The organism is Aporhodopirellula aestuarii (assembly GCF_023701485.1).
Lineage (GTDB): Bacteria > Planctomycetota > Planctomycetia > Pirellulales > Pirellulaceae > Rhodopirellula > Rhodopirellula aestuarii.
Genome location: NZ_JAMQBK010000039.1, coordinates 129,364 through 153,803, shown reverse-complemented (window position 1 = coordinate 153,803; position 24,440 = coordinate 129,364). Strand labels below are relative to the sequence as shown.

Sequence of the window (24,440 nt, the reverse complement as noted above, 5' to 3'; positions counted from 1 at the left end):
ATGGGAATGCGACATACTAACGAGGGGGCAGGCTATCTCTTCCAGAGTGTGTCGCAATGCCAACGAATTGAAAGTCGGGCGTTCTTCATATCTGCCACTTGGCCTGTCTCACCTGGGTCTTTCTCGGTTTCTCTTGCTCAATCGCCAGTAGCAGAAATCGCAAGACTCCAGACTGATTGTCCGCTGGTGCTGCCCAGAACGTTGCACTAATTATGCGTTCCTTGCTCACCACTCCCCACCACGGATGGTTATCAATGGATCGATACCGTGCGAAAACAACAATGTGCCGCCAGACGTGAATTGCGAACTTGGCGAAGAAAGCTGTTAGTAGAGCAACTCGAAGATCGACGTGTGCTGGCAGCCAACCTCTTGCCTCCGCCGCTGGACTTGGCCCAAGCCGAGCAACTGCTGGAATACAACGCCGCCGATAATCCGACGATCGGTGTAGTCACGCTGATCCAGAACGGCAGTCAGCTGCAAGTGGTCGAAGCGGGCAATGAAAGCAATGTGCTGGCGTCCAAGGCGCTGGCATCACCCACCGAGATCATCATTACGGGACAGGATAGCGTCGACGACACCTTTGTCCTTGACTTCAGCGGCGGCATCTTTTCCGTGCCCATCACGTTCCACGGCGGCGCTGCTGGCAACGACGCCGTCGAAATCGTGGGCGGCAACTTCGACAGCATCACCCAAACCCTGACCAATGCCACCGACGGCAACACCGTCTTTGATCCGCAAGGCTCTGGCGACGATCTTGCCTTTACCTGGACTGGACTGGAACCCTTCCTACTAGACGTTGGTACGCTCGGCGATGTGATCTTCGAACTGCCTGCCGGAGTCACCGATGCCATTCTGGAAGATCCCGATCCTGGCACGACAGGCATGATGCAGCTCCGCAGTCCCAGCGGAAACTTTGAGACAACCACCTTCACCAACCCCACCGGCTCGCTCACCATCCGTGGCGGCGATGGAGCCGACACGATCATCATCGCGTCTGTTGATCCGTCGCTCAGCACCGACCTGATCATCGACGGCGACGCATTGGGAACCGACGACGTCAACGTCGCCTTTAATTCCGTAGTCAACCAAGAATTCACCAGCATTGACGTCCAGGCAACCTCGATCACACTCGCCGCCGACATTACCACTAACGCTGGCGATATCACCTTCAACGGCCCCGTCACTCTTACGCAGAACATCACACTCGACACCGGAACCAGCACCGGCGACATCTTCTTTAACGATACCGTCGGCGCAGCTCAGGCCAATCAACAATCGCTCACGATCACCGCCGGCACCGGCAACGTCGAATTCAACGGTCGCGTCGGAGAACTGGTAGAACCGTACGTTGATGCCGTTTCGTCGAACAACCCTGTTGGATATTGGCGATTGGGAGAGAACCCTCCCGGAGCGGATTCCTCAGGAAATGGACACCACGGTGTTGCTTCAAACGGAGTGATAGCGGGCGAGCCAAGCGCACTTTCGGGAGACAGCAATCCATCCGCCAGATTTGGTGCATTTCCGGGGATCATCACCGTCCCTGACAGTCCGAGTTTGACAAGCTCGACAATGTCGTTTGAGGCGTGGATCAAACCCGATTCACTTTCTAACGAGCACATCCTCACAAAATGGACGGGGGGAGCTGAATACTCGTTCAAAATCAGCAATTCGCAGCTGCAATTCTGGACTCAGTATTCGTATGTTGGCGGCGGGGCAATACAAACTGGCATCTGGCAACATGTCGCTGCAGTCATGGATAACGGTGCGATAAGCGTGTACGTGGACGGTGCACTTCGAGGAACCGGTTCACTCGCTGTTCCCAGCGACACGCCGTCTAATCTCGAAATTGGTGGCTGGAGTGGGAATCGATTCGACGGTCTGATTGACGAAGCTGCCATCTACAACACGGCTGTAACCCAAGCCGATCTGCTAAATCACATCTCTGCGGCCTCCATTTCAAACAGTGGACCACTGTCGACCGTGACGATCGCCAGTGCCGATAGCGTCTTTGTGAACGCCACGCTCCGAGCCAACCAAACAACAATCGGTGATGGAACGGCTGTGGTCACACTGTCGGGAGTCGGAACGATCGACGGCCCACTATTAGTCGAAAGCAGTAGTGCGATCGATCCAGGTGCAAGCCCTGGCATTCTGACTACGTCGGATGTCACGTTCGCATCGGGATCCAGTTTCGATGTTGAAATTGGCGGGAACTCGCCGGGCAATGGAAGCACCAATCACGATCAACTGGATGTCGTTGGCTCGGTGACGATTGCCAGCAATGTACTGTTCAATCCAACGACATTTGGTGCATATACGCCTTCCGTCGAAGACGAGTTAGTCATCATCAAAAATGACGGGGGCGATGCTGTTTCCGGGACCTTCGATGGCTTGCCCGAAGGAGGGGTGATCAGCGATTTCCTAGGGTCCGGGCTTGTTGCTGTCATGACCTACGTCGGCGGTGACGGTAACGACGTCCAACTCAACGTGCTGACTCCACCCACCGTCGATTTAAACGGCGAAGACGAAGCGGGGATTGATTTCGCGACGACGTTTACGGAAGACGGCGGGCCCGTGTTGATTCAGGATACGGATCTGACAGCCTCGGCGGCGGCGGGATCCGGAGCGGCTGTGGCGGGTCCGGAGTTTCGAGTGAACACGAACACCTCCAGTGATCAGGAAACTCAGGGCTGGACGGGAGCGGAAAATGTCGCCATGGACGCCGCCGGAAATTCGGTGATTGTTTGGGCGAGTGCCACCGGAGATGGTGACAGCTGGGGGATCTATGGGCGGCGATATGACGCAGCAGGAAATGCGATCGGCGGTGAGTTCCTCGTCAATGTCACGACGAATAACACGCAATGGTATCCGGGCGTTGCGATGAATGACGCGGGCGAATTTGTCGTCACGTGGTCCAGTGCTTACCAGGATGGCAGTGCTTGGGGAGTGTATGCACGCAGATATGATTCGTCCGGAATGCCTGTCAGCAGCGAATTTCAGGTCAATACATACACGACAAACAATCAGCTTTACTCAGCAGCGGCAATGGACGACGCCGGCAATTCCATCGTCACCTGGGCCAGCAATGAACAGGATGGAAGTGGCTACGGGGTTTTTGCTCGCCGTTTTGATTCTGCGGGTTCGGCGATCAGCGGCGAGATTCACGTCAGCACCTACATGTCCAATCAAACTTTGCCGTCGATCGCTGCCCGGGGGAACGGTGAATTCGTCATCACTTGGCAGAGCTTCAATCAGGACGGATCGGTTTTCGGCATATACGGTCGGCAATTCACTGCAACTGGGGCTGCCACTGGCGGGGAATTTCAGGTCCACACCAGCACTCAGTCCAATCAGAACAGCCCATCCGTTGACTACGACAGTTCCGGGAACTTTGTCGTCGCCTGGGCAAGTATTCACAGTGGGACTTCGTGGGAAATCTTTGCTCAGCGGTTCGATTCTGCAGGAGTGAAGATTGGCGGCGAACTGCTAGTAAACACGGTTATCGCAAATAATCAATTCGACTCATCTGTGGCGGCGGATGCGGCGGGGAACTTTGTCGTTATGTGGAGGAGTGCCTCTCAAGACGGCAGCGGCTGGGGCATCTACGGACAGCGATACGACTCCTCGGGTGCAAAATCTGGCAGCGAATTTCTGGTCAACACGACGTTTGCAAACGAACAGCTGTACCCGTCCGTGGCGACGGACCCTTCCGGCAATTTCATGGCTGTGTGGCAGGGATACAATCAACCGGGGGGCAGTCGCTGGGATATCTATGCAAAACGCTACACCGTAGAGAGCCAGATCGAATCGGCCACGGTGACATTGACCAACCTGCAGGACGGCACTTCCGAGACTCTCGCCGCCAACACCACCGGCACGAGCATCAGCAGCAGCTACGATTCCGGTACGGGAGTGCTGACGCTGACAGGAAGCAGTACCGCAGCCAACTACGAACAGGTTCTGCGAACAGTCACCTACAACAACACAGCTCAGAACCCAAATACGTCCGATCGAATCGTCGAATTCGTCGTTACGTCCGGCGGCCAGACCAGTGCCGTCGCTACGTCGACCGTTTCGGTGGTCTCAGTGAATGATGCACCGCATCTGGATGCCAATGCGACGCTCGTCGAGGTGGACGAAGGCCAGACCGCCGCGAATTCCGGCACGTTTGGCGATGCCGACGGCGACACGCTGACAGTGACTGCATCGGTCGGCACCATCAACGCCGTCAGTGGATCATGGACATGGTCATACGACACCACCGATGGCCCGGATGAGTCTCAGACCGTGACGATCACAGCTGAAGATGGTCAGGTGCAAACCAATGTTCAGTTTGCTCTGACGGTCAACAACGTGGATCCGTCGATTCTGGAACCAATTGCGTTGTGGAAGGGCGAAGGCGACGCATCAGACTCGGTCGGTAGTAACCATGCGACGCTGATCGGAGGTTCCTCTGCAGGAGCTACCGGCAGGGTCGGGCAAAGTCTGAGTTTTAATGGCGTTGACGGCTACGCGAGCATCCCTGCGTTTTCTTCGCCCGCATCACTGGGAGACTTCACGGCAGAAACGTGGTTCTATATCGAGGCCCACAATCCTGCGGGTCGTTCGTACCTGATTGATATGCGAGGCGACGGGAACAGCAGTGCCGCCAGTTTCGGACTGATTGTTGACAGCGACGACACACTCCATCATTTCGTCACGTTTTCGACCGGAGGAACGATCGAATACGACGTGCCGGTGGGAGCGTCTGTCGTAGGCAGTTGGCATCATACTGCACTCGTGCGAGAAGGCAGCACGACACGCGTCTACTTTGACGGGATCCAATTGGCGGACATCGTGACTCCCGCTTCCGTTTCGCCGAAGGCTGACCCCATTATTCTGTCCAACGGTGGCCGAATTGGCACATTCTCGAACGCGTATTCGCCCAATCACTGGCTGAATGGTTCCGTTGATGAACTTGCAATTCACAATCGGGCCCTGAGCACAGGTGACATCGCCAACATCTTTGACGCTGGGACTGCGGGTGCATCAGCGGGTCACATTGCCATCCTGAACGACAACGTCGACGAAGGAAGTGAGGTCACTCTGACCGGAAGCTTCGTCGACCCCGGCACGGGCGACGAACACACGGTCGAAGTGAACTGGGGCGACGGCAACGTGACGACGCACGTCCTGCCCGTCGGCGATCGCACGTTTTCAATTCAACACACTTATGATGATGACGACCCGAGTGGAACGCCAAGCGACGAATATCTGATTGGCGTCACCCTTTCCGACGACGACGGTGGACAGGCTCAGGGCGGTGAGTTCGTTGATCCAACCGAAGTCGTGTGGATCAATCCGGTTAATGTCTCGATCGATGGAAACACGATCACCAAGACGAACGTTGGCTTTGGATGGAGCGCAGATGCCGTATCGAAACAGTTAATTCTTGGCGATGGGTACGTCGAATCGACTCTGGTTGAGACCGGAACGAACAGGATGTTTGGTCTTTCGGCGGGAAACACAGACCAAAGTTTCTCTTCAATCGACTACGCAATCTGGCCACACCCAGACGGTCAATTGCATGTTTATGAGAATGGCAGCATAAGTGGCCCATTCAGTGCTTTCACGAACGGCGATGTCCTGCGGGTTGAGAGAACCGGTTCCACAATCCGCTATCTTCAGAATGGCAACCCATTCCACACATCAGCCATTGCCTCAAACAGTGCATTGATGGCGGACATGAGCATAAACACCCCCGGCGGCAAGATTACCGAAGTCGTCATCGTCGGAGGGACGTTGCGAGAAGACCTGTTCTGGCATAACCCGGAAAACGTCGGGATCAGTGGCAACACAATCACCAAGACGAAAGGTGGATTTGCATTCAACGCAGGGGCGACCTCGCACGACCTCATTCTGGGAGATGGTTACGTAGAGGCTTCTGCTGTCGACACGACGACGAGTAAGGTCTTTGGACTGTCAGACGGGGATACCGACACAAACTACAACTCAATTGATTACGCCATTTACCTGAACAACAGCGGCGGCGTGGGAGTTTATGAGAACGGCGGCTTCATCGGTGGGTTTGGTGGGTATTCGCCGGCCGATGTCTTTCGAGTTCAGCGAACAGGTTCGACGGTTACATATCAGCGGAACGGCGGAACCTTCTACACGTCTAATATTCCGTCAAGCAGCACTCTTATGCTGGACACTGCTCTTTGGCAGGGCGGCGCATTCACGAACGCAACGGTTGTAGGCGGAACTCCGCGTGAACAGTTGGTTTGGTCAGATCCCGTCCATGTGTCGATCGATGGTGGAACCATCACCAAGGCCAACGGTGGCAGCAACTGGAATGCTGGTGCGGCTTCTGATCAGTTGGTGTATGGCGATGGGTACGTGCAGTTCACGGCTCTCGAAACCAACACCTTTCGGATGGCGGGGCTGTCGGATGATAATCCGCATGCGACGTACACGTCGCTGGACTACGCCATCTACCTCAGGGACGGCGCCGACTTGCGGGTTTACGAAAATGCAAATCCGATCGGAAGCTTTGGCAGCTACAACGTCGGCGATGTTTTTCGGGTGGAGCGAACAGGGTCGACGGTTAGATACCTCCAAAATGGAAACGTGTTCTACACGTCGTCGATACCTTCGACTGGTACTTTGATCCCCGACGCCAGCATCTACACACCAGGCGGCACGATCGGCAACCTTCTCGTCGAGAATGACGATAATCCATTTTCCGTGACGGTCAACAACGTGGCTCCCGACTTTGAGGCCGGTGCCGATGAAACACTGCCACCAGCGGCCGCTGGAAACTTCACACGCGCATTGTCCTTCACAGACCCCGGAACGGACGTCTGGACCGGGACCGTTGACTACGACGACGGCAACGGTCCTCAGCCGCTGACGATTGATCAGGTCAACAAGACGTTTGTTCTGAACAACACCTACACAGCTGGCGGCGAATACACAGTCAGCGTTACGCTGGAAGACGACGATGGGGGAATCGACAGTGATACGTTTGTCGTAACGGTCGCTGACACAGACGTCTACATCGACGGCGCGAATAACCTTGTCATCGAGGACGTCCTGGGCGGGGACAGCAACGACGATATTACGCTGTCAGTCAGCAGCGGGAATCTGGTCATTCACGATTCCAGTCACAGCATCGGGACCCAAATTGCAGGCGCCACAGGCAATGGCACCAATACCGTTCAGATACCGCTCTCCTCATTTACCGGTGACATTTTCGTCAACACGCTCGGTGGTGACGATTCCCTGACGACGGACTTTTCCACGGGCAACTTCAGCCGCCAGATTATTTTTGATGGTGGCACAGCCAGCGACTCGCTTTCTCTGATCGGTGGCACCTTTGCCGATGCAACCTTCAACTACGTCGATTCCAGCAGTGGCAGTATCAACCTGACCGGAAATGCGACAATCACTTACACAGGGCTTGAGCCAATCACGTCCGGCATTGCTGCAAATCATGTGACACTGAACTACAGCAATGTGTCTGAATCGATCACTGTTAGCGACGCGGGCTTTGGCCAAACGACTGTGGATTCCACCGCTGGCGAAACAACGACGTTTAATAACCCAGCCAACTCACTGACGATTAATGCAGGCCTGGGCGACGATGTGATTACCGTGGCGGGCCTGGACGCGGGCTTCGCTGCGGATCTGACGATTGATGGTCAGGGCGGTAATGATACCGTTGTCGCGACAGCTTTGATTGGGACCAATGGTGGAGATGTCCGGATCAACGCGCAGGAAGCGACTTTCCAGACAGTTAATACCGGCGGCGGAGAGGTGATTCTCGATTCATTTACGGACATGATCGTGTCCGGAGAAATCATCACCGGCGGTGGCGACGTTACTTTCGGTGTCAACGACACAGCGGATGTATCCGCACAGATTTCAGCGACGACCGGCACAATTGATATTGAAGCGAACACGATCCTGCTCAGCAGCGCCAGCGAACTCACGACAACAACCGGGGCCATCTATCTTTCGACTTATCTCGCAGCGAATGGGCAGATCGACAGTGCAGCCGCATTGACAACGTCCGGCGGCATGGTCGACATCGAAACACTCGACGACGGTTCTGTTCACCTTAGCAATACGATCAACAGCGGTGGTGGCGAAGTCCACGTGACGAGCGGCAGCGTTGATATATTGGCGGATATCAACGCTGCAGGCGGTAACGTTCAGTTGCCGTCGGCCGGAGATATTCACATCACCGCCGATGACGTATCGATCAATTCCTCCGCTTCGGTCAATGCCGTCGCGGGTCTGGTTGCGATCGTCAATAATTCATCCGGTCGTGAAATTGACCTCGGCAATGAAACGTCCGGGCACCTAAGCTTAACCGATGCGGAGCTTGATCGTATCACCGCGGGCGTCCTGCAAATTGGTTCACCGACAGCGGGCAACATCGTATTCACCTCGGCCGTCAGTCCCGCGGACAGCGACACGTTGCATCTGATCACGGATGGTACGGTGACCGATTCAGGAGGTTCGGTGTCGACGACGAATCTTGCGATTGAATCCGGTGGCGAGGTCAATCTCAACGGTGTGAATTACGTGGACACGCTGGCTGTGGCGACAACGTCGGGACCAGTTCGGTTTCATGGTTACGGTGGCTTCCACGTCGGCTCAGTGAACGGTATTCATGGCATTCGCAACGGCAGCGGCAGCAACAACCTGACACTCTTTTCGATTGCCGGCGATATCGTCGTTGAGGACACTCCGGCGGCGAACGACATTGACGTCAGCAATCAGGCCATCTTCATTTTGCCTTCGTCGTCCAATGCACTGGTCGTGAATACGGGTGCCATGGTCAGGTCGCAGGCAGGCAACATTACTGTCAATGCGGACAGGGCGGACATTCAGGGCATGCTGGTCGCCGGTCCCGGTCGGATTGTCTCGTTGATTCCTCAGACCGCGGGAACGGCGATTGACCTGGGATCCACAACTGACACGGCCGGCGGCACGCTTGAGCTTTCCGACGCCGAACTGGACCGAATCACCGCGATCGCGATCCGAATCGGATCCGCAAATTCGGGTGCCATCACAGTATCCGCATCGATCGATACCGCCAACACCGACAACCTGCACCTCATCACAGGTGCCGAAGTAACACAGTCGGGAAGCGTCACCGAGGCGAACCTGGCTGTCGAGGCTGGTGGGCAGGTGACCCTGACGAATGGAGGTAATGACTTCAGTAAAGTGGCCATTCAAACGACGACTGGAAACATCTTCCTGCACGAATCGAATGGCTTTGCCGTTGGCAGTGTCGACGGCGTGAATGGAATCGGTAGCCCTGACGGCCAGTTGCAGTTACTGGTGTTCAATGGAGACTTATCGGTCGAAAATACTCCGGCGGCGAACGACGTTGATGTCGACAGCTTGATTTTGGAGCTGCGGCAGGATGGCGGGATGTTCCGTCTGAACAGCGGCGCTAATATGCATTCCAGCGGATTCCAGATCGTCACAGCCGACAGGATGGATCTTGCGGGCACGATTTCGGCTTCGGGGCAAACCGTCGTCCTTCGCAACAGGAGTCTCGGCCAGGAAATCGATCTGGGTTCTGGCACAGATGTTGCTGCCGACACACTGGAACTGGCCGATGCAGAGTTGGACCGTGTGAGAGCAGGTGTCATTCAGGTTGGGACTAAAACCAGCGGGGTTGTCAACGGTTCTGGAGCGATCTCGATCACGTCACCTGTGGATCCCGCGCTATCGCTTTCCCTGGAATTGATTAGTGACACGACAATCGGTGACATCAACACGGGGAACCCCGACGTGACCGTTCCGCAATTGTCGTTTTCCGGCAGCGTTTCGCCGGGTGGTTCGGCAGGAATCCTGGGCGTCGTCGCAAATGTAACGCTGGCGGACGACGCGACATTCGATGTCGAAATCGGTGGTGCCTCTGCTGGCGTTGGTGCCGGATTCCACGACCAGTTGGACGTCACGGGTACGCTTACGATTGGAAACAATGTGGCGTTGAACTGGTCCACCTTGGGTGGATTTATACCGGGGGGCGGCCAGCAGTATGTCGTCATTCACGACGATGGCGCTGAGCCGGTTGGTGGCACGTTTGCTGGTTTGTCTGAAGGAGCAGTCCTCAGCAACGATTTCCTTGGTTCCGGCCTTGTGGCCACCATTTCCTACCTCGGACTCGACGCCGCTACCGGCAACGATGTGGTTATCAGTGTGGGAACGCCCAAATACGATTTTTCGGCTGCCTCATTCTCAGACTTTGAAGGCGACGGCACAAATACAAGCTACGTCGTCACGGTTACGAGGTCAGAAGTGACTGCGATCGCGACGTCAGTCGACGTTGTGCTGATCGGCGACACGGCCGTTGCCGGAGACGACTTCTCCGCCGGCCCCGTGACGCTCGAATTCGGCATCGGTGAGACCACCAAAACCGTGCCGATCGAATTTCTCGGCGACAATACCGTCGAATTGGACGAAACGATCGATCTGTCGTTTGCCAACTTCAGCGACAGCGGTGAGGCGGGTCCGATTCATCCTTCGGCGGTGATCAAGATCGAGAACGACGACAGTGCGACAGTGACGATCACGGATGCGACGGTGGTCGAAGGTGATCCGGGTGACTCAGTGCAACTGGTGTTTGACGTGACGCTGAGTAACCCGGTCGATACCGACGTGTCATTTGACTATGGAACTCAGGACGACTCGGCGACGAGTGGTCAGGATTACGACGCAGCCAGCGGCACGCTCTCGATTCTCGCAAACGACCTGACAGGGCAGATCACCGTCAATGTTACGGAAGAGAATCTGGCTGAGTTGGACGAAACACTGACGCTTCTGGCAACCAATCTGCAGGCCGGTGGCCGCGACGTGAGTCTGTTGGGGACGGGCGTGTTGAATGACGGCGGCTGGACGCAGTTGGGTGGAGATATTGACGGCGAGTTTGCCGGCGACGAAGCCGGTTACTCGGTAGCAATGAGCGCCGACGGGAATACGGTTGCGGTGGGATCAGTCAACAACGACGCGCAAGGCGATGGCTCCGGCCACGTGCGAATTTATCGACACGACGGCAACACTTGGAATCAGCTCGGTTTTGCCATCGAAGGTGAAGCGCAATACGATCAGTCGGCATGGTCCGTCGCAATCAGCGACGATGGCAACACGGTAGTTATTGGGGCAATTCTAAACGACAGTAATGGCAGCAACTCGGGGCACGCTCGCGTATACCGTTTCGATGGCAGTGAATGGAACCAGTTGGGCGGCGACATCGACGGCGAAGCTTCTGCTGACGAATCGGGCTATTCAGTAGCGATAAGTGGCGACGGCAATACGCTTATCATCGGGGCCTCGACCAATGACGGTAACGGTACGGATTCCGGCCATGCGCGTGTCTACGCGTTCGACGGGAGCAACTGGATTCAGAAGGGCGGCGACATCGACGGCGAAGCCGCTGATGACCGAGCAGGTCGGGCCGTTGCGATCAGTCAGGACGGCAATACCGTCGTCATCGGAGCCCCAGCCAACGATGGGAATGGTACCAGTTCGGGTCACGCCCGCGTCTATCGTTTTGATGGAAGCAGCTGGGTTCAATTAGGAACGGACATTGATGGCGAAGCAGGTGATCAGGTTGGTTCGGCCGTAGCCATCAGTGCTGACGGTAATTCTATTGTCGTTGGTGGCAATGCTGGCGCGGCGTTCTTCGGGACTGCTCGCATCTACCAATTCGACGGGGTGTCTTGGGATCAGCAGGGTACTGACATCGTTGGCGAGAACGTTGGTGATCAGTTTGGCCGCGAAGTCGCTATGAGCGACGATGGTTTGACGGTCATCATCGGGGCGTTCGGCAATGACGGGGCGGCAAGCGGAGCCGGACACTCGCGGATTTACCGATTTGACGGCGTCGTCTGGAATCAGGTGGGAGCCGATATCGACGGTGGTGCCTCCTTTGATCAATCCGGCTGGGCTGTCGGAATGAGTGCTGATGGAAATACAGTTGTCGTCGGAGCACGACTGGCCGATGGAAACGGAAATGATTCCGGCCATGCTCGCGTCTACCGCTTGTCTGCGGGCACCGTCACCGTCATCGGAAAAATTGTAAACGATGACCTTGTCCCGAACGCCGATGCCGGCGGGCTGTACGTCATCGATGAGGGGATGGGGCTGACGCTGGATGCATCAGCTTCGACGGATGCCGACGTTCCCGCAGACATACTGACCTATCGTTGGGATGTTAACGGAGACAATACGTTTGACTTCAACACAGGAACCGCTCCGACATTGAGCCTGACATGGCCGCAACTCGTTGCATTGGGGATCGTTGATGGCCCTTACTCGGGTGGCGTCAATGTTGAAGTCAGTGACGGAACCAATCTGGATGTGGATCACACGGTACTGAACGTCAACAATGTGCAGGCAACAGTCACGCTATCCATGATCTCGCCTATCGGCGAAAACGATATCGCAACGTTGACCGGAACGATCGATGATCCTGGAACGCAGGACGAGTTTACATTGACGGTCGACTGGAACGATCCCAACGATCCTGGTGTCGTTTCCTATAACCTGGACTCCACCAATGTGCTATCGGGAGGTGAAAACTTCACCGGCAGCGATGGTTCAACGCTGACGATTGGTACGGTCACCGCGTCCACGATTCAGTTCCATGTGGATCATCAGTTCATGGATGATGGCCCGGCCCCCGGTAATACGACTAGTTGGGATGCGAGTACGGTCGTGGTCACCATTGTCGACGATGACGATGCGTCGCCGGCGACCGTGGGCGGTACGGCGACGACCGATGTCACCGTGTTGAATGTCCTACCTCAGATCACACCGAGCAACGCTGGGGCACCGATCAGTTTTGCAAGCACCGTCGACTCGCTGACCGACGGCACGCGTCCGCTGGCAGCCATCACTGCCGATTTCGATGGTGACGGCAACGCGGACTTGGCTGCGGCGAACGAATCGACTGACAATTTGTCCATCATGCTCGGCAACGGTGACGGCAACTTTGCCGCACCGACGCTGTTGGCGCTCAATGGCGATGGCCGCGGCATCGACGCAGCGGACTTCGACGGCGATTCCAAAATGGATTTGGCGGTCATCGGCGGAAACTCGCTGCAAGTCTTCCTGGGGAATGGTGACGGGACATTCCAAGCTCCAGTAACGTACGCATCCGGCGGATCGCAAACGGTTTTTGTGAAGGCTGCCGATTTAGATTCGGACAGCATCGACGATCTGCTGCTAATCAACCAGTTTTCGGGCAACGTCGGCGTTTTGATGGGCAATGGGAATGGGACGTTCCAACCAGTCGTGACGTATACCGTGGGCAGTCATCCACTGTCGCTGGATGTGGGCGACTTCGATGGCGACAACCTATTGGATTTGGTGGTGGCAAACCACGGGTCCGGTGCGGACGTCAGCTTTGTCGCGGGCAACGGCGATGGGACCTTCCAACCTGCCGTCAGCGTCTCAGCCGGTCCACAACCCGCCGGTATCGCCGCCGAAGATTTTAACGGCGACCTGATAACTGATTTCGTCGTTGTCCACTTCAGCAGCAGTATTGCCAGCGTGGTGATTGGCAACGGTGACGGAACATTCCAATCACCAGCGAATTTTACGACGGGATCTGGCTCGCGCTCCGTCGCGGCAACGGATCTAAATAACGATGGTAATCCCGATATCGTTTCCACCAACTTAAACGGAGATGATGTCAGCGTCCTTGAAGGGAACGGCGATGGAACATTCTTATCGGCGGTCGATTACTCCACTGGGGACACACCCATTTTCATCTCACTTGGCGAGGTGAATAACGACGGACAGACCGATTTGATCGTGGCGAATTACAACGGAGCAAGTGTTTCCGTCCTGCTCAATTCGCCGCCGACCTTCGTTGTGGATGAAGGTGATTCCTTCAACCTCACAGTGAATTTCACGGATGTTGGAACGCTGGATCTCCACTCTGCACAAATCGATTGGGGCGATGGCAGTTCAGCCGATGCTGGTGCAATTAGCGAAACGGCTGGGTCGGGATCTATCAGCGGCACTCATGTATACGCTGATGACGGCGTTTACACCGTCACGGTCCGATTGGCCGACGACGACATGTCGGGTGACTTCGTTGGCGGGACGGTTGGGGTCGATTTCGTCGAGCAATCATTGCAGGTGTCCGTTGGCAATCTCGATCCCACTGCGGTCGATGATGTGGGCAGTGTTAATGAAGACGGACCGGCCATCAACATTGATGTGCTCGACAACGATACTGATCCAGCGGGAATCAACGATCCTTTGACAGTCACGGCCATTGATGTCACTGGTACGTTGGGATTGGTTAGCTATACGTCAGGGAATGTAACTTACGATCCGAACGGACAATTCGAGTCACTGGCACAGTCAGAAACGACAACCGATACGTTCACTTACACGATCAGCGATGGCGATGGGGGAACTGCGACAGGTTCGGTTACCGTAACAATCAGCGGTAGCAACGACGCACCGGTATTGGACTTGAACGGTACCGACGATGCGGGAATCGACTACGCCACGACGTTCACCGAAGACGGTGGCGCCGTCCTAATCCAAGATACTGATTTGACCTTGTCCGATGTTGACGTCCCACCACCGTACACGCCGTTTGGTTCGGAATTTCAGGTCAACACGACGTTTGTCGACTTACAAAGTTTTTATGTTGGTACCGCTGGCCGACCGATTGCCACGGACGACGCTGGTAACTTCGTGATCGTTTGGACGAGCATAGACCAGGACGGGGACGGCCTGGGAGTGTTTGGGCAACGTTTCAATGCCGCCGGTGTGCCTCAGGGAAGCGAGTTTCAAGTCAATTCCGCCACACTTGGTAATCAACACAGGCCGGCGGTCGCAATGAATGCTTCTGGGGACTTTGTCGTCGCCTGGGTGAGTGTGAACCAAGACGGAAGCGACGACGGTATTTTCGCTCAACGCTTCGACGCGGCAGGCGTTCCACAGAATGCTGAGTTTCAGGTCAATACGTTTACGGCAGACAATCAAAAGAGTCCGTCGGTCGCAGTAAATGATTCGGGGGGATTTGTCATCGTATGGGAAAGCAACACCCAAGACAGCAGCGGCACGGGAGTTTATGGTCAACTTTACGATGCATCGGGTAACTCCCAAGGCGGCGAGTTTCAGATCAACACCTATACCACTGACTGGCAATCTCGACCCTCCCTCGCGATGAGCCCAGGAGGTGATTTCGTGGTGACCTGGGAAAGCTACGACCAGGACGGCAATAGCTACGGCATATACGGCCAACGCTACAACGCATCGGGCGTTGCACAAGGTAGCGAGTTCCAGGTCAACTCGTATACCAACTCTTCCCAACAAGCGTCGTCGGTTGCGATGGACGATCTGGGCAACTTCGTCGTCACTTGGGAGAGCATTGGGCAAGATGGTAGCGGACACGGTGTCTACGCCCAGCGATACAACTCGTCGGGCATTGCATTGGGTAGTGAGTTTCTCGTCAATACGACGACAATCGCTCCCCAAAAAGATCCGTTCATAGCGATGAGCGCAAACGGAACTTTCGTCATTGTATGGAGTGTGGTGAATACGCCCAGTGGCATCGGACCTGGCGTGATGGGGCAGGTTTACGATGCAACGGGAATTCCTCAGGGAAGTGAGTTCGAAATCAATTCAACGCCTAGCGCTCCGCCATTTCGAAAGGCAGTCGCGATGGATGCGAGTGGGAACTTTGTCGTGACGTGGCCGAGTCAAGATCAATCCAACTGGGGAATCTTCGCTCGTCAATATCACGCGAATTCCGGTTCGATCACCGAGGCATTGGTGACGTTGACCAACAACCTGGACAGCGCAACCGAGGTGCTGGCGGTCGATGTTAGCGGAACGAATATCACCGCCAACTACTCCGGCGGCGTGCTAACGCTAACCGGCGAAGACACGGTCGCCAACTACGAACAAGTGCTGCGGACCGTGACATACAGTAATGCGTCACAGGATCCCAATCCCACCGATCGGACCATCGAGTTCGTAGTCAGCGACGGGATCGACAATAGCCTAATCGCCACCACCACGTTGACGGTCGTGGCAGTCAACGATACGCCGACTCTGAGCGTGGACGCCACTGGCGAAGTCACCGAAGATGACTCGACGCCCAGCTTGGTCGATAGTGGCGTATTGAGTTTTGGCGATGTCGATGGCGATGACACGCACACGATCAGCAGTTCCTATAACATCGATGCAGTTTGGAGCGGTGGCACATTGACCGCGAGCCAGATTTCGGACGTTAGTAGCGGTTTCACGGCTGACAACGACGGTTGGGACTACAGTGTGGCCAACATCGCCGTTCAGTTCCTGGGCATGAGCGAAACGATCACGCTGAGTTTTGACGTGACCGTTACCGACAGTAGCAGCGTCGGCACTCCCGCAACGCTCCCACACGAAGACGACAGTGTAACCGAAGCAGTAACCATCACGATCATCGGCACGAATGATGATCCGATCGTGGACGCAGCTGATGTCACGGGTGCCGTCACCGAATTGGTTACCCCCGCTGGCAACCTGACGGACTCCGGCACGATCGGATTCACCGACGTGGACCTTCTCGACGTCCATAACATTGACGGTACGATCACCGCTTCGGCGGGTGCCTTAGGATCGTTGACTGCCAGCGTGACAATGGACACTACGGGCAACGGTGCGGGTGGAGTCATCACTTGGGATTACAGCGCTGCGGCAGCGGATGTGGAATATCTGCAGGCAGGTGAAACCAAAGTGGAAACCTTCAACATCACGCTCAATGATGGCAACGGCGGCACGGTCGATCGATTGATCACGATCACGATCACCGGCACCAACGATACTCCGTTGGTAGATGTGGCCGATGTGACCGGTGCAGTCACGGAACTGGTCACTCCCACTGGCAACCTGACGGACACCGGTACGATTGGCTTCAGCGATGTGGACCTGCTCGATGTGCATAACATCGACGGCAGCATCACCGCTTCGGCCGGAGCCTTGGGAACGTTGACCGCCAGTGTAACGACGGACACGACCGGTACTGGCATCGGTGGCGTGATCACTTGGAACTACAGTGTTGCGGCGGCAGATGTCGAATACCTGCAGGCCGGTGAAACCAAGGTCGAGACGTTCAACATCACCTTGGATGACAACAACGGCGGTACGGTGGATCGATTGATCACGGTCACCATCAGCGGAACCAATGATGATCCGATCGTGGACGTGGCCGATGTCACCGGTGCGGTTACCGAACTGGTCACACCGACCGGTAACCTGACCGATTCGGGTACGATCGGTTTCAGTGACGTCGACCTGCTCGACGTGCATAACATCGACGGAACCATAACCGCTTCGGCAGGAGCCTTGGGCTCGCTGACCGCCAGCGTGACGGCGGACACAACCGGAACCGGCATCGGTGGCGTGATCACTTGGAACTACAGTGTTGCGGCGGCAGATGTCGAATACCTGCAGGCCGGTGAAACCAAGGTGGAAACGTTCAACATCACACTGGATGACGGCAACAGCGGTACGGTCGATCGATTGATCACGGTGACCATCACCGGCACCAATGATGATCCCACCGTGACGAGCCTGAACTCGAGCCATGACGAGGTGTGTGATAGCTCGGCAGACGGCATGGTTTGGATCGATGGATCGTTCTCCGACTTCGATCTTAACGATACCCATACCGTGATCGTGGATTGGGGTGATGATTCCGGTCCAGAAATCCTAGCGTCTGTCGATCAAATAGCTGATGTTTTTGATGCGAGTCATGACTATGCCACCGGTGGAATTTTCGTCATCTCGGTAACCGTCGCAGACAGCAACGGTGGCACCGATACATGGACGACCACTGCCATCTCGCAAGGGGTCGGACTCGTCGATGGCGTGCTGTATGTGATCGGTACCGATGGCCGTGATGACATCGACATCAAACTGGGCAGCGACGGTGGGTCCGATGGCGGAAGTGACGGAGGCTCCGACGGTGGAGCCGATCAGCTGAAAGTCAAAGCCAAGCTCGACAAGGGCGGTGGCAGTGATGGCGGGTCTGACGGCGGAAGTGATGGTGGTACCGACTACTTCAACGTCACGGATGTTGACCAAATTGTCATTCATCTTTGTGGCGACGACGACAAAGCTAAGATCCATAAAGATGTTATGATAGACGCGGAGATCTATGGGGGTGAAGGCAAGGACGACCTGACCGGCGGAGGAGGCAATGACCTGCTCGATGGCGGCGACGGGAAGGATGACCTCAAGGGCGGACGCGGTAACGATGTCCTATTTGGCGGTGCCGGAGACGACAAACTTGATGGTGGCTCCGATGGCGGATCCGACGGTGGTGGCGATGACATCCTCGTCGGTGGTGCGGGCAACGATGACATGAAGGGAGGAAACGGCAATGATCTGATGATCGGCGGCGATGGCAAGGATAAAATGAAAGGCGGCAAAGGGGATGACTTGATGTTCGCTGACATGGCTGCCAACGAAAATGACCTCTCGGCTCTTGATACCGCACTGACATTTTGGAATGCGGGTGATTTACCCTCGGCGATGGCGGCCGTCGGCACCCTACTGTCCGATGGCGATAAAGATGACTTGAAGGGCGAGCAAGGAGACGACCACCTGTTCGGCAGCCTCAATGACAAACTGAAGCCGTAGAAAGCCCAACAATTGGTATCCAGCTACAGGTGAACCGGCATGTGGTAGGTAATTGAAAATCCCACTGGCATCATTCAACGTGGTTGGAATCGAATGCGAGGTCAACGACGAAGATGAACGGTACGAAAAAGACTGTGTATCTGATGCGAGGCTTGCCGGGCTGCGGGAAGAGCCACCGTGCTCGGAGATTGGCAGGTCAAGACGGCATTGTGCTGGAAACTGATTTGTATTTTTATACTCAAGTGGGCGACGATCCGGCGAGCTACGATTACAGCAGCGAAAAACTACCACTGGCGCGCCAATGGAATTTTGACCGATTTCGCAATGCGATTTCACACGGCGTGTCACCGATTGTTGTGGATCGTGGGAACGGACTGAATTCCGAAACCCGCAAATACGCAGCGCACGCGGTGGAGCAGCAATACGCAGTCGAATTGGCTGAACCGGATTCCGCTTGGTGGTGCGAATTGCGAGTGCTGTTAAAGTACAAGTCGCATGTCGACAGTAAACTATTTGATGCCTGGGCACTCAAACTGGCAGAGTCCACGTCGCAAACGCATCGTGTACCATACGCAAACATTCGTCGATGGATCGACCGCTGGCATATCGATCTGACGGTGGACAGAATTCTTGGGTGCAGGTCATGACAGCAAGTCCGCCAGCGAAGCGACTGTCAAGAAACATTCGGAGCTGACCTTCGAGATCCTGGACCATGTTCGCCAGGAGATCTGGGCGGCGAGTTTTTGGCAGAACTCCAACCGACGCGAAGTCCTCAGAAGCTGTTCGAGGTCTATCTTTACAAACATGACGCTCTGGACGCTCTGGACGATTTCGATACGAACCGTGGCATCGCGTTGGACAACGGCATTTGGGCGGACCTCTGGTTGCCGTGAAGCTTTTTTAAAGAGTAATGGTAGGCGGTTTGAATAACGCCTTCAGCGTTACAAAACTGAGCGACGGTCATGTCGGCGGCACGAAATCGATCAAATCGCTCGGTCAAAACGCGAACTGCCGGGGAAATGTTGTCTGGATTCATGGGATCTCCGATACGGGAATTGAGACAAAACCCAAGATCCTAAACCCCACGCCTACAACGGTTCTGGTGTGCGGTTACGCCGCATACGCAACGCAGAAACCCGCTAGGACTCGAACCGAGTCTGGGAAAACACGGGATAACTGCGATGCTTCCGGGGGTGACACCCAACAATGCACCCAAGTTCCGCTGCTCTTCGCCAGTGTCAGCCAATTGGGCGATTGTTTGTGGCAAATTGACATGCAACATCGACAGCAACTCTTACAACACTTAGACCGCAGAAGGTCTGAAGAGCATGGATCGTCGTAGTTTCGCGTTCGGTGCTCAACCACTTTCTCAAAGCGACCCTACCGACCCTTTAGGCCCCTCTCATCCGAACAAAATTAGGCTACCGGGGTACAGCGGTGGAGAGTTGGTCCGTTTCGCCATCACGCGAGGATTGTCGATTTTGGAACTGTTGGCATCGCTGTCATGATGAGATCGTCATCGTGGTTAATCCGCATAGAGGGACGGCGGCTAAATTCTGCTCGAAGCAGTCGGCTAAATTCTGCTCGACTGCTTCGAGCGAACCACGGTGACACGTGCCGCCGTCTCCTTTCTTCACGTAGCCTCAACATGAACGAGAACAAGTATTCCCCTCGCTACGAACGACCGAAAGTCAAAGAGGGCCTACAGCATGCAGGAACGCTGGTCGGCAAGATACACCCGATGTGCAACTCCATCCCGATAATCCCACAACGAAACTTCGACAACATGGTCGACTCGATCAAGGAGAACGGCCTGCTCGAGCCCATCTACATCAATCACGACAAGCAGCTACTCGACGGTCGCTCTCGCCTCATGGCATGCTTCGTTGCTGGCGTCGCCCTCACCGCTGACGACGTGAAGGTAACGGAGCATAGCCCAGAGGCGATCGCTCAATCCAACGTGGCCCGTCGTCACCTCACGAAGAATCAGAAATTGATGCTTGCTGTCGATCGCCTTTCCATGCAGCGGAAGCTTGCGGGCGTAAAACGGACTGTGGGTGCAGAGAAAGTTCGTCAAAGCCAAAAGCAGCCGGATGGCGCAAAGCTTGCGCGAAGCCAACAACCTAAGAAGCGTGGCCCTCGTGCCCTGGAAAAAGTAGCCAAGGAGGAAGAGGTACCGCGTGCAGATTTGGCGTTGGCCGAGAAAATCCTGTTGGCGGCTCCTGACTTACAGCCTAGCATTGAGTCGGGGGAGATATCGCTCGAGGAAGCCGCTAACCGTACTGGCGTGCCTCGCAAGCAGACGCAGGCTCCACGACCCAAGAAGCGGAAGCCTTCGCGACCACAGCGAGACCTCAGCGTCGTCACAGAGCATGGCGACGGCATCCGCGAACTAACAGCACCGGGTGAGGTGGCCTGGGTTTAGGGGGCCCAAGCTGGATGTCTCGATCATGGTGTACGGATCCGGCAGCGACAAGTTCATAGGAGCCACGGACGACGATGAGCACGTGGCAGTCGATCCGGACACTCCTGCCGTGGAGCAAGCGATCGAGCGTTTGAATCAGAGACTCAACCAGATTCCCCAGGCATAAGCGACGCCACTGCCCGAGTATCGTCCCTCGGGAAATGCTCCTCTGGCAGCAGCTTGTGGGTAAGTACCCTTGTCATTTCCATTCATTCCCAAAGGAATAACCATGAACAACGACCGTTCCGATCTCCCCGGTCTCATCGAGATGCTGAATTCGGAGTCTTACCAAGAATCCCGCAAGCGGGATTTCAACCAACAGTCGCTAGAGGAACGCATCCTCAGCTTTCTCGGCTCATGCGACCAACGTGGGCACCAATACCGACCAGGGCATGACTGTCGCCCAACCATCAAGCGGCTGGCAACGTTTCTGGGGTGTGACCCGACAGCAATCTCGAAATTGAAAACGGGCCACCGCAAGCAGATCAACTTCGATGCGATGAATACCCTGGCGATCCTGTCGGGAGTCTGTCCGCCTGTTCCGTTCGAAGAACTAGGGGCGGAGAAGCGGGCTCGGCTAGCCGATGCAGACCGCTGGTGCGAAGAGGCCCCTGAACGCAGAGGAACGCTGGCTGAGTTCTTGATGAAAGGCATCGGTAGCCGCCAAGACAATTAGGCTGGTCCTACGGCAGCAGGTCGCGAACGTGAACACGCCCGCGTAACTAATCGACAGCACGATTCCATGTGCATCTTTTTGGAGTCCAGGCTGATGCACCTATCATTGTGCAAACCATCAACGCTCCCTCGGTAAGGACCTCTCTGTTGTCTGTCTCATCGCCACCTTCACTGCCTAGTTCCACTCCTGTCGACGCCGACTACCTTATCCTGGCCGGGTTGCCGGAGGGGACGACCGCGTTCGAACTTGCGGCCGCCGGTCCTGCTGGATACGTACGCTACTGCAATTGGTATGCGAGCCGGCTAGATTCACGTCGGTTGAGGAACCCTGGCCTATCAATCGAGACTCGCTTGGCCGCATACTTACGACTCATCGGGGGACAAGGGCAACGATTCCATCTCGGAACGGGTGCTATCCCCAGTGCAAGATGGCTGCGTGCGAGAATCGACCTCCACCGCAACACGATTGGGAAATACATCAAAGATGCGCAGGCGAATAAACCAATTCAGCTCAACCTGACCGTGGGTTGCCAACTTGCATTCGCCGCTGCCATCTATCCCCCGCAAACGAAGTTCGAAAAGAACGCTATTGCGGAGGTGCTAGAGAATCGCCTTGACTTGATCGACGACTATTACCTCACCGGGAGGAAGAAGGCAAACATGGTTCGCTGCCTCACACCAATCATCCACACCGGCAAGAACGAGCTGTTCACGATCGCCAAGAGCTATCCTTGCTCATACAACCTGGACGAGAAGATGCTGCCGGTGAAACAGCTCGCTAAGCACACGCCGCGACGGCTGGTGGCGAAGTCAATGTGAGGTCGCAATCGCTAGTCTCGATGCGGTGCTTCTTATCCCGTTTCCTCGCCCACGAAAAATCATGGCTGCAACACCTGCTGAACCTCTTCAGTTCTCGTTCCCCATATGTCGTCAAGACAAGATGTCGGCAGAGGACACTCGGAAGTATGTTCGTTTCGCGATGGGTCCAGTGTGGAGATGGCAAAGGGCACGATCGGTTGTCACACATGGCGTCGTGGCGGCGAATGTCGATTATGGTTCGGAGTTCTGGCAAGTTGTTGACTACCGGCGAGGAGCACCCTTCGATGCACGTACGCATTATCGCGGAGATCATCTACTCGACATCGCGGCGGCCGAGACAATCTTTCACGATCCGGCAACACGGCTGAACGTCGAGGCAAGATTGCTGGCGAGGCTGCCGCCCGATGTCGTCGCCGTACGCAGCGGTCTCGCCACTCAAACCGTGCGGGACTACTGTGACGTCTACTTCGATGTCCTCGACAGCCTCGATGCCAAGGCCTGGTTGGCCTGCCACGTCTTCGACCGAGATGGTAAACCTGTCAGCGATCTGCACAACATTGTGTGCCGCGAATCCTACCGCTGCGGGCCCGCGGTCTGTGAGCGCTGGCTGGCGGGAATCCCGCACCTGCACGAAGATTGTGATCTGGCCACGAGCAGGGGCCGTGAGATCAAGCGTTTGCAGCTCTTACTGATGCGGCACCAACTACCGGAGACCGACGCCAACCGTCTGTGTGAGGTTGCCCTGCGAATCGGAGACCTATCGTCACGGCAGCCCTCCCACTTCGACAACCTCAGCCACGTGCTCGGAAAAAGAACTGCACAAGTGCTCGGCAGATTCCTTGGCACGGAAGAATACGCACTGCCAGTTGTGCGATCTGAAGATAATTCGCACATTTTGATAGGCGGAAGACGGCATTCAGCATAGTTTTTTGTTGAAATGGCATGTGTGGTACACAAAGTCTATGCAAATCGAACAACGAAAAGGCACAGCGAAAAACTATGTCGTCCTCGCACGGCGTCTCAACGGCAAGCGGCAGAAACGCTACATCGGCAAGGCCTCGGACCCGGTGGTTCAATTGTTCGTGGAAGAGGAGCGTCTCGCGAAAGCCAACGAGCTTGCCCATCGCGAAGCCTGCTGCCGCGAAAGAGACAATGACATCGCAGCCAATATATCGCTGGAATGGTTGAGCGAGTGGTCCACAAACTGGAAGGTCATTCGACAAATGGGCGAACTTGAAATGCACAGCCAATCCACAGCACCCCCCAAAGCCGACAAGAAGATGCCGGGTCTCCACAAGTTCAAAGAGGTTTGCCGGCTCGCCGAGAGCGGCGACGTCGACGCACGAGCTCAGCTTGATAGCTGGATCGCCGCCCAGCCGGAGATACTTCGCGAGGCTACCGACATGATCGCGGTCTCACGTGAACACTTACTCCAGTTCGTCGGCTCAGCCTCGCCCGAGAACGTTGCTCTTTGGCGGTGTCGTCTTGACGCGGACACCACGGAGATCCTTGGTTCCGCCGAAAACGACCCGCTCAGTCGGATGTACGCGGAAGTTGTTGTGATCGCTTGGATGGACCTGATGCGGTGCTGGATCATGCCCAGCGTTACCGGTCAGGATGAAAAGAGATCAGCGTATTGGGGATCCGCAGTGGAGCGAGCTCACGGCCGCTGGACGAAAATCTACCAGGCTTGGACACAACACCTTAAGCACACGCGCAAGTTGCAATCAAACCAGTCATCAGCCTAGACCGAGGCGTCTTCCGGATACCGCCCACCGACATGGCGTCGGTAGCGATCCTGTACCACTCATTGAATTACAGA

General features: G+C 55.8%; 9 protein-coding genes. 8 read left to right on the top strand and 1 reads right to left on the bottom strand.

The genetic code is table 11. From position 1 onward, the window contains the following. The first annotated feature begins 267 nt into the window (after positions 1-267). Both NB063_RS14955 and NB063_RS14945 read left to right on the top strand, forming a co-directional pair. Positions 268-18,660: an FG-GAP-like repeat-containing protein gene (locus tag NB063_RS14955; RefSeq protein ID WP_322975226.1), complete on the top strand. Its 18,393-nt coding sequence runs from the start codon at positions 268-270 to the stop codon at positions 18,658-18,660. Positions 18,661-18,773: 113 nt separating this feature from the next. Further along, positions 18,774-19,307, top strand: a complete 534-nt coding sequence (locus tag NB063_RS14945; protein ID WP_250929540.1) for an AAA family ATPase — start codon at positions 18,774-18,776, stop codon at positions 19,305-19,307. Positions 19,308-19,456: 149 nt separating this feature from the next. On the opposite strand, the gene NB063_RS14940 is transcribed toward NB063_RS14945, so the two are convergent. Next, entirely contained in the window at positions 19,457-19,696 is a 240-nt protein-coding gene (locus NB063_RS14940) for a hypothetical protein (RefSeq protein WP_250929539.1), read from the bottom strand. A 612-nt stretch (positions 19,697-20,308) separates the two neighbouring features. Between NB063_RS14940 and NB063_RS14935 the strand changes: the two genes are divergently transcribed. The 6 genes from NB063_RS14935 to NB063_RS14910 all read left to right on the top strand — a co-directional run bounded on the left by NB063_RS14935 (position 20,309) and on the right by NB063_RS14910 (position 24,366). Further along, positions 20,309-21,085: a ParB N-terminal domain-containing protein gene (locus NB063_RS14935; RefSeq protein WP_250929538.1), complete on the top strand. Its 777-nt coding sequence runs from the start codon at positions 20,309-20,311 to the stop codon at positions 21,083-21,085. Between the two features lie 25 nt (positions 21,086-21,110). Continuing rightward, positions 21,111-21,251 carry a hypothetical protein gene (locus tag NB063_RS14930; RefSeq protein WP_250929537.1) on the top strand — a complete coding sequence of 47 codons (141 nt, stop codon included), beginning with the start codon at positions 21,111-21,113 and terminating at the stop codon, positions 21,249-21,251. 102 nt (positions 21,252-21,353) lie between these two features. Next, positions 21,354-21,800: a hypothetical protein gene (locus NB063_RS14925; protein ID WP_250929536.1), complete on the top strand. Its 447-nt coding sequence runs from the start codon at positions 21,354-21,356 to the stop codon at positions 21,798-21,800. Between the two features lie 146 nt (positions 21,801-21,946). Next, positions 21,947-22,618: a hypothetical protein gene (locus NB063_RS14920; protein ID WP_250929535.1), complete on the top strand. Its 672-nt coding sequence runs from the start codon at positions 21,947-21,949 to the stop codon at positions 22,616-22,618. Positions 22,619-22,679: 61 nt separating this feature from the next. Further along, on the top strand, positions 22,680-23,543 hold the full coding sequence (locus NB063_RS14915) for a hypothetical protein (protein ID WP_250929534.1): 864 nt from the start codon (positions 22,680-22,682) through the stop codon (positions 23,541-23,543). A gap of 37 nt (positions 23,544-23,580) precedes the next feature. Beyond that, positions 23,581-24,366: a hypothetical protein gene (locus NB063_RS14910; RefSeq protein WP_250929533.1), complete on the top strand. Its 786-nt coding sequence runs from the start codon at positions 23,581-23,583 to the stop codon at positions 24,364-24,366. Positions 24,367-24,440 lie beyond the last annotated feature (74 nt).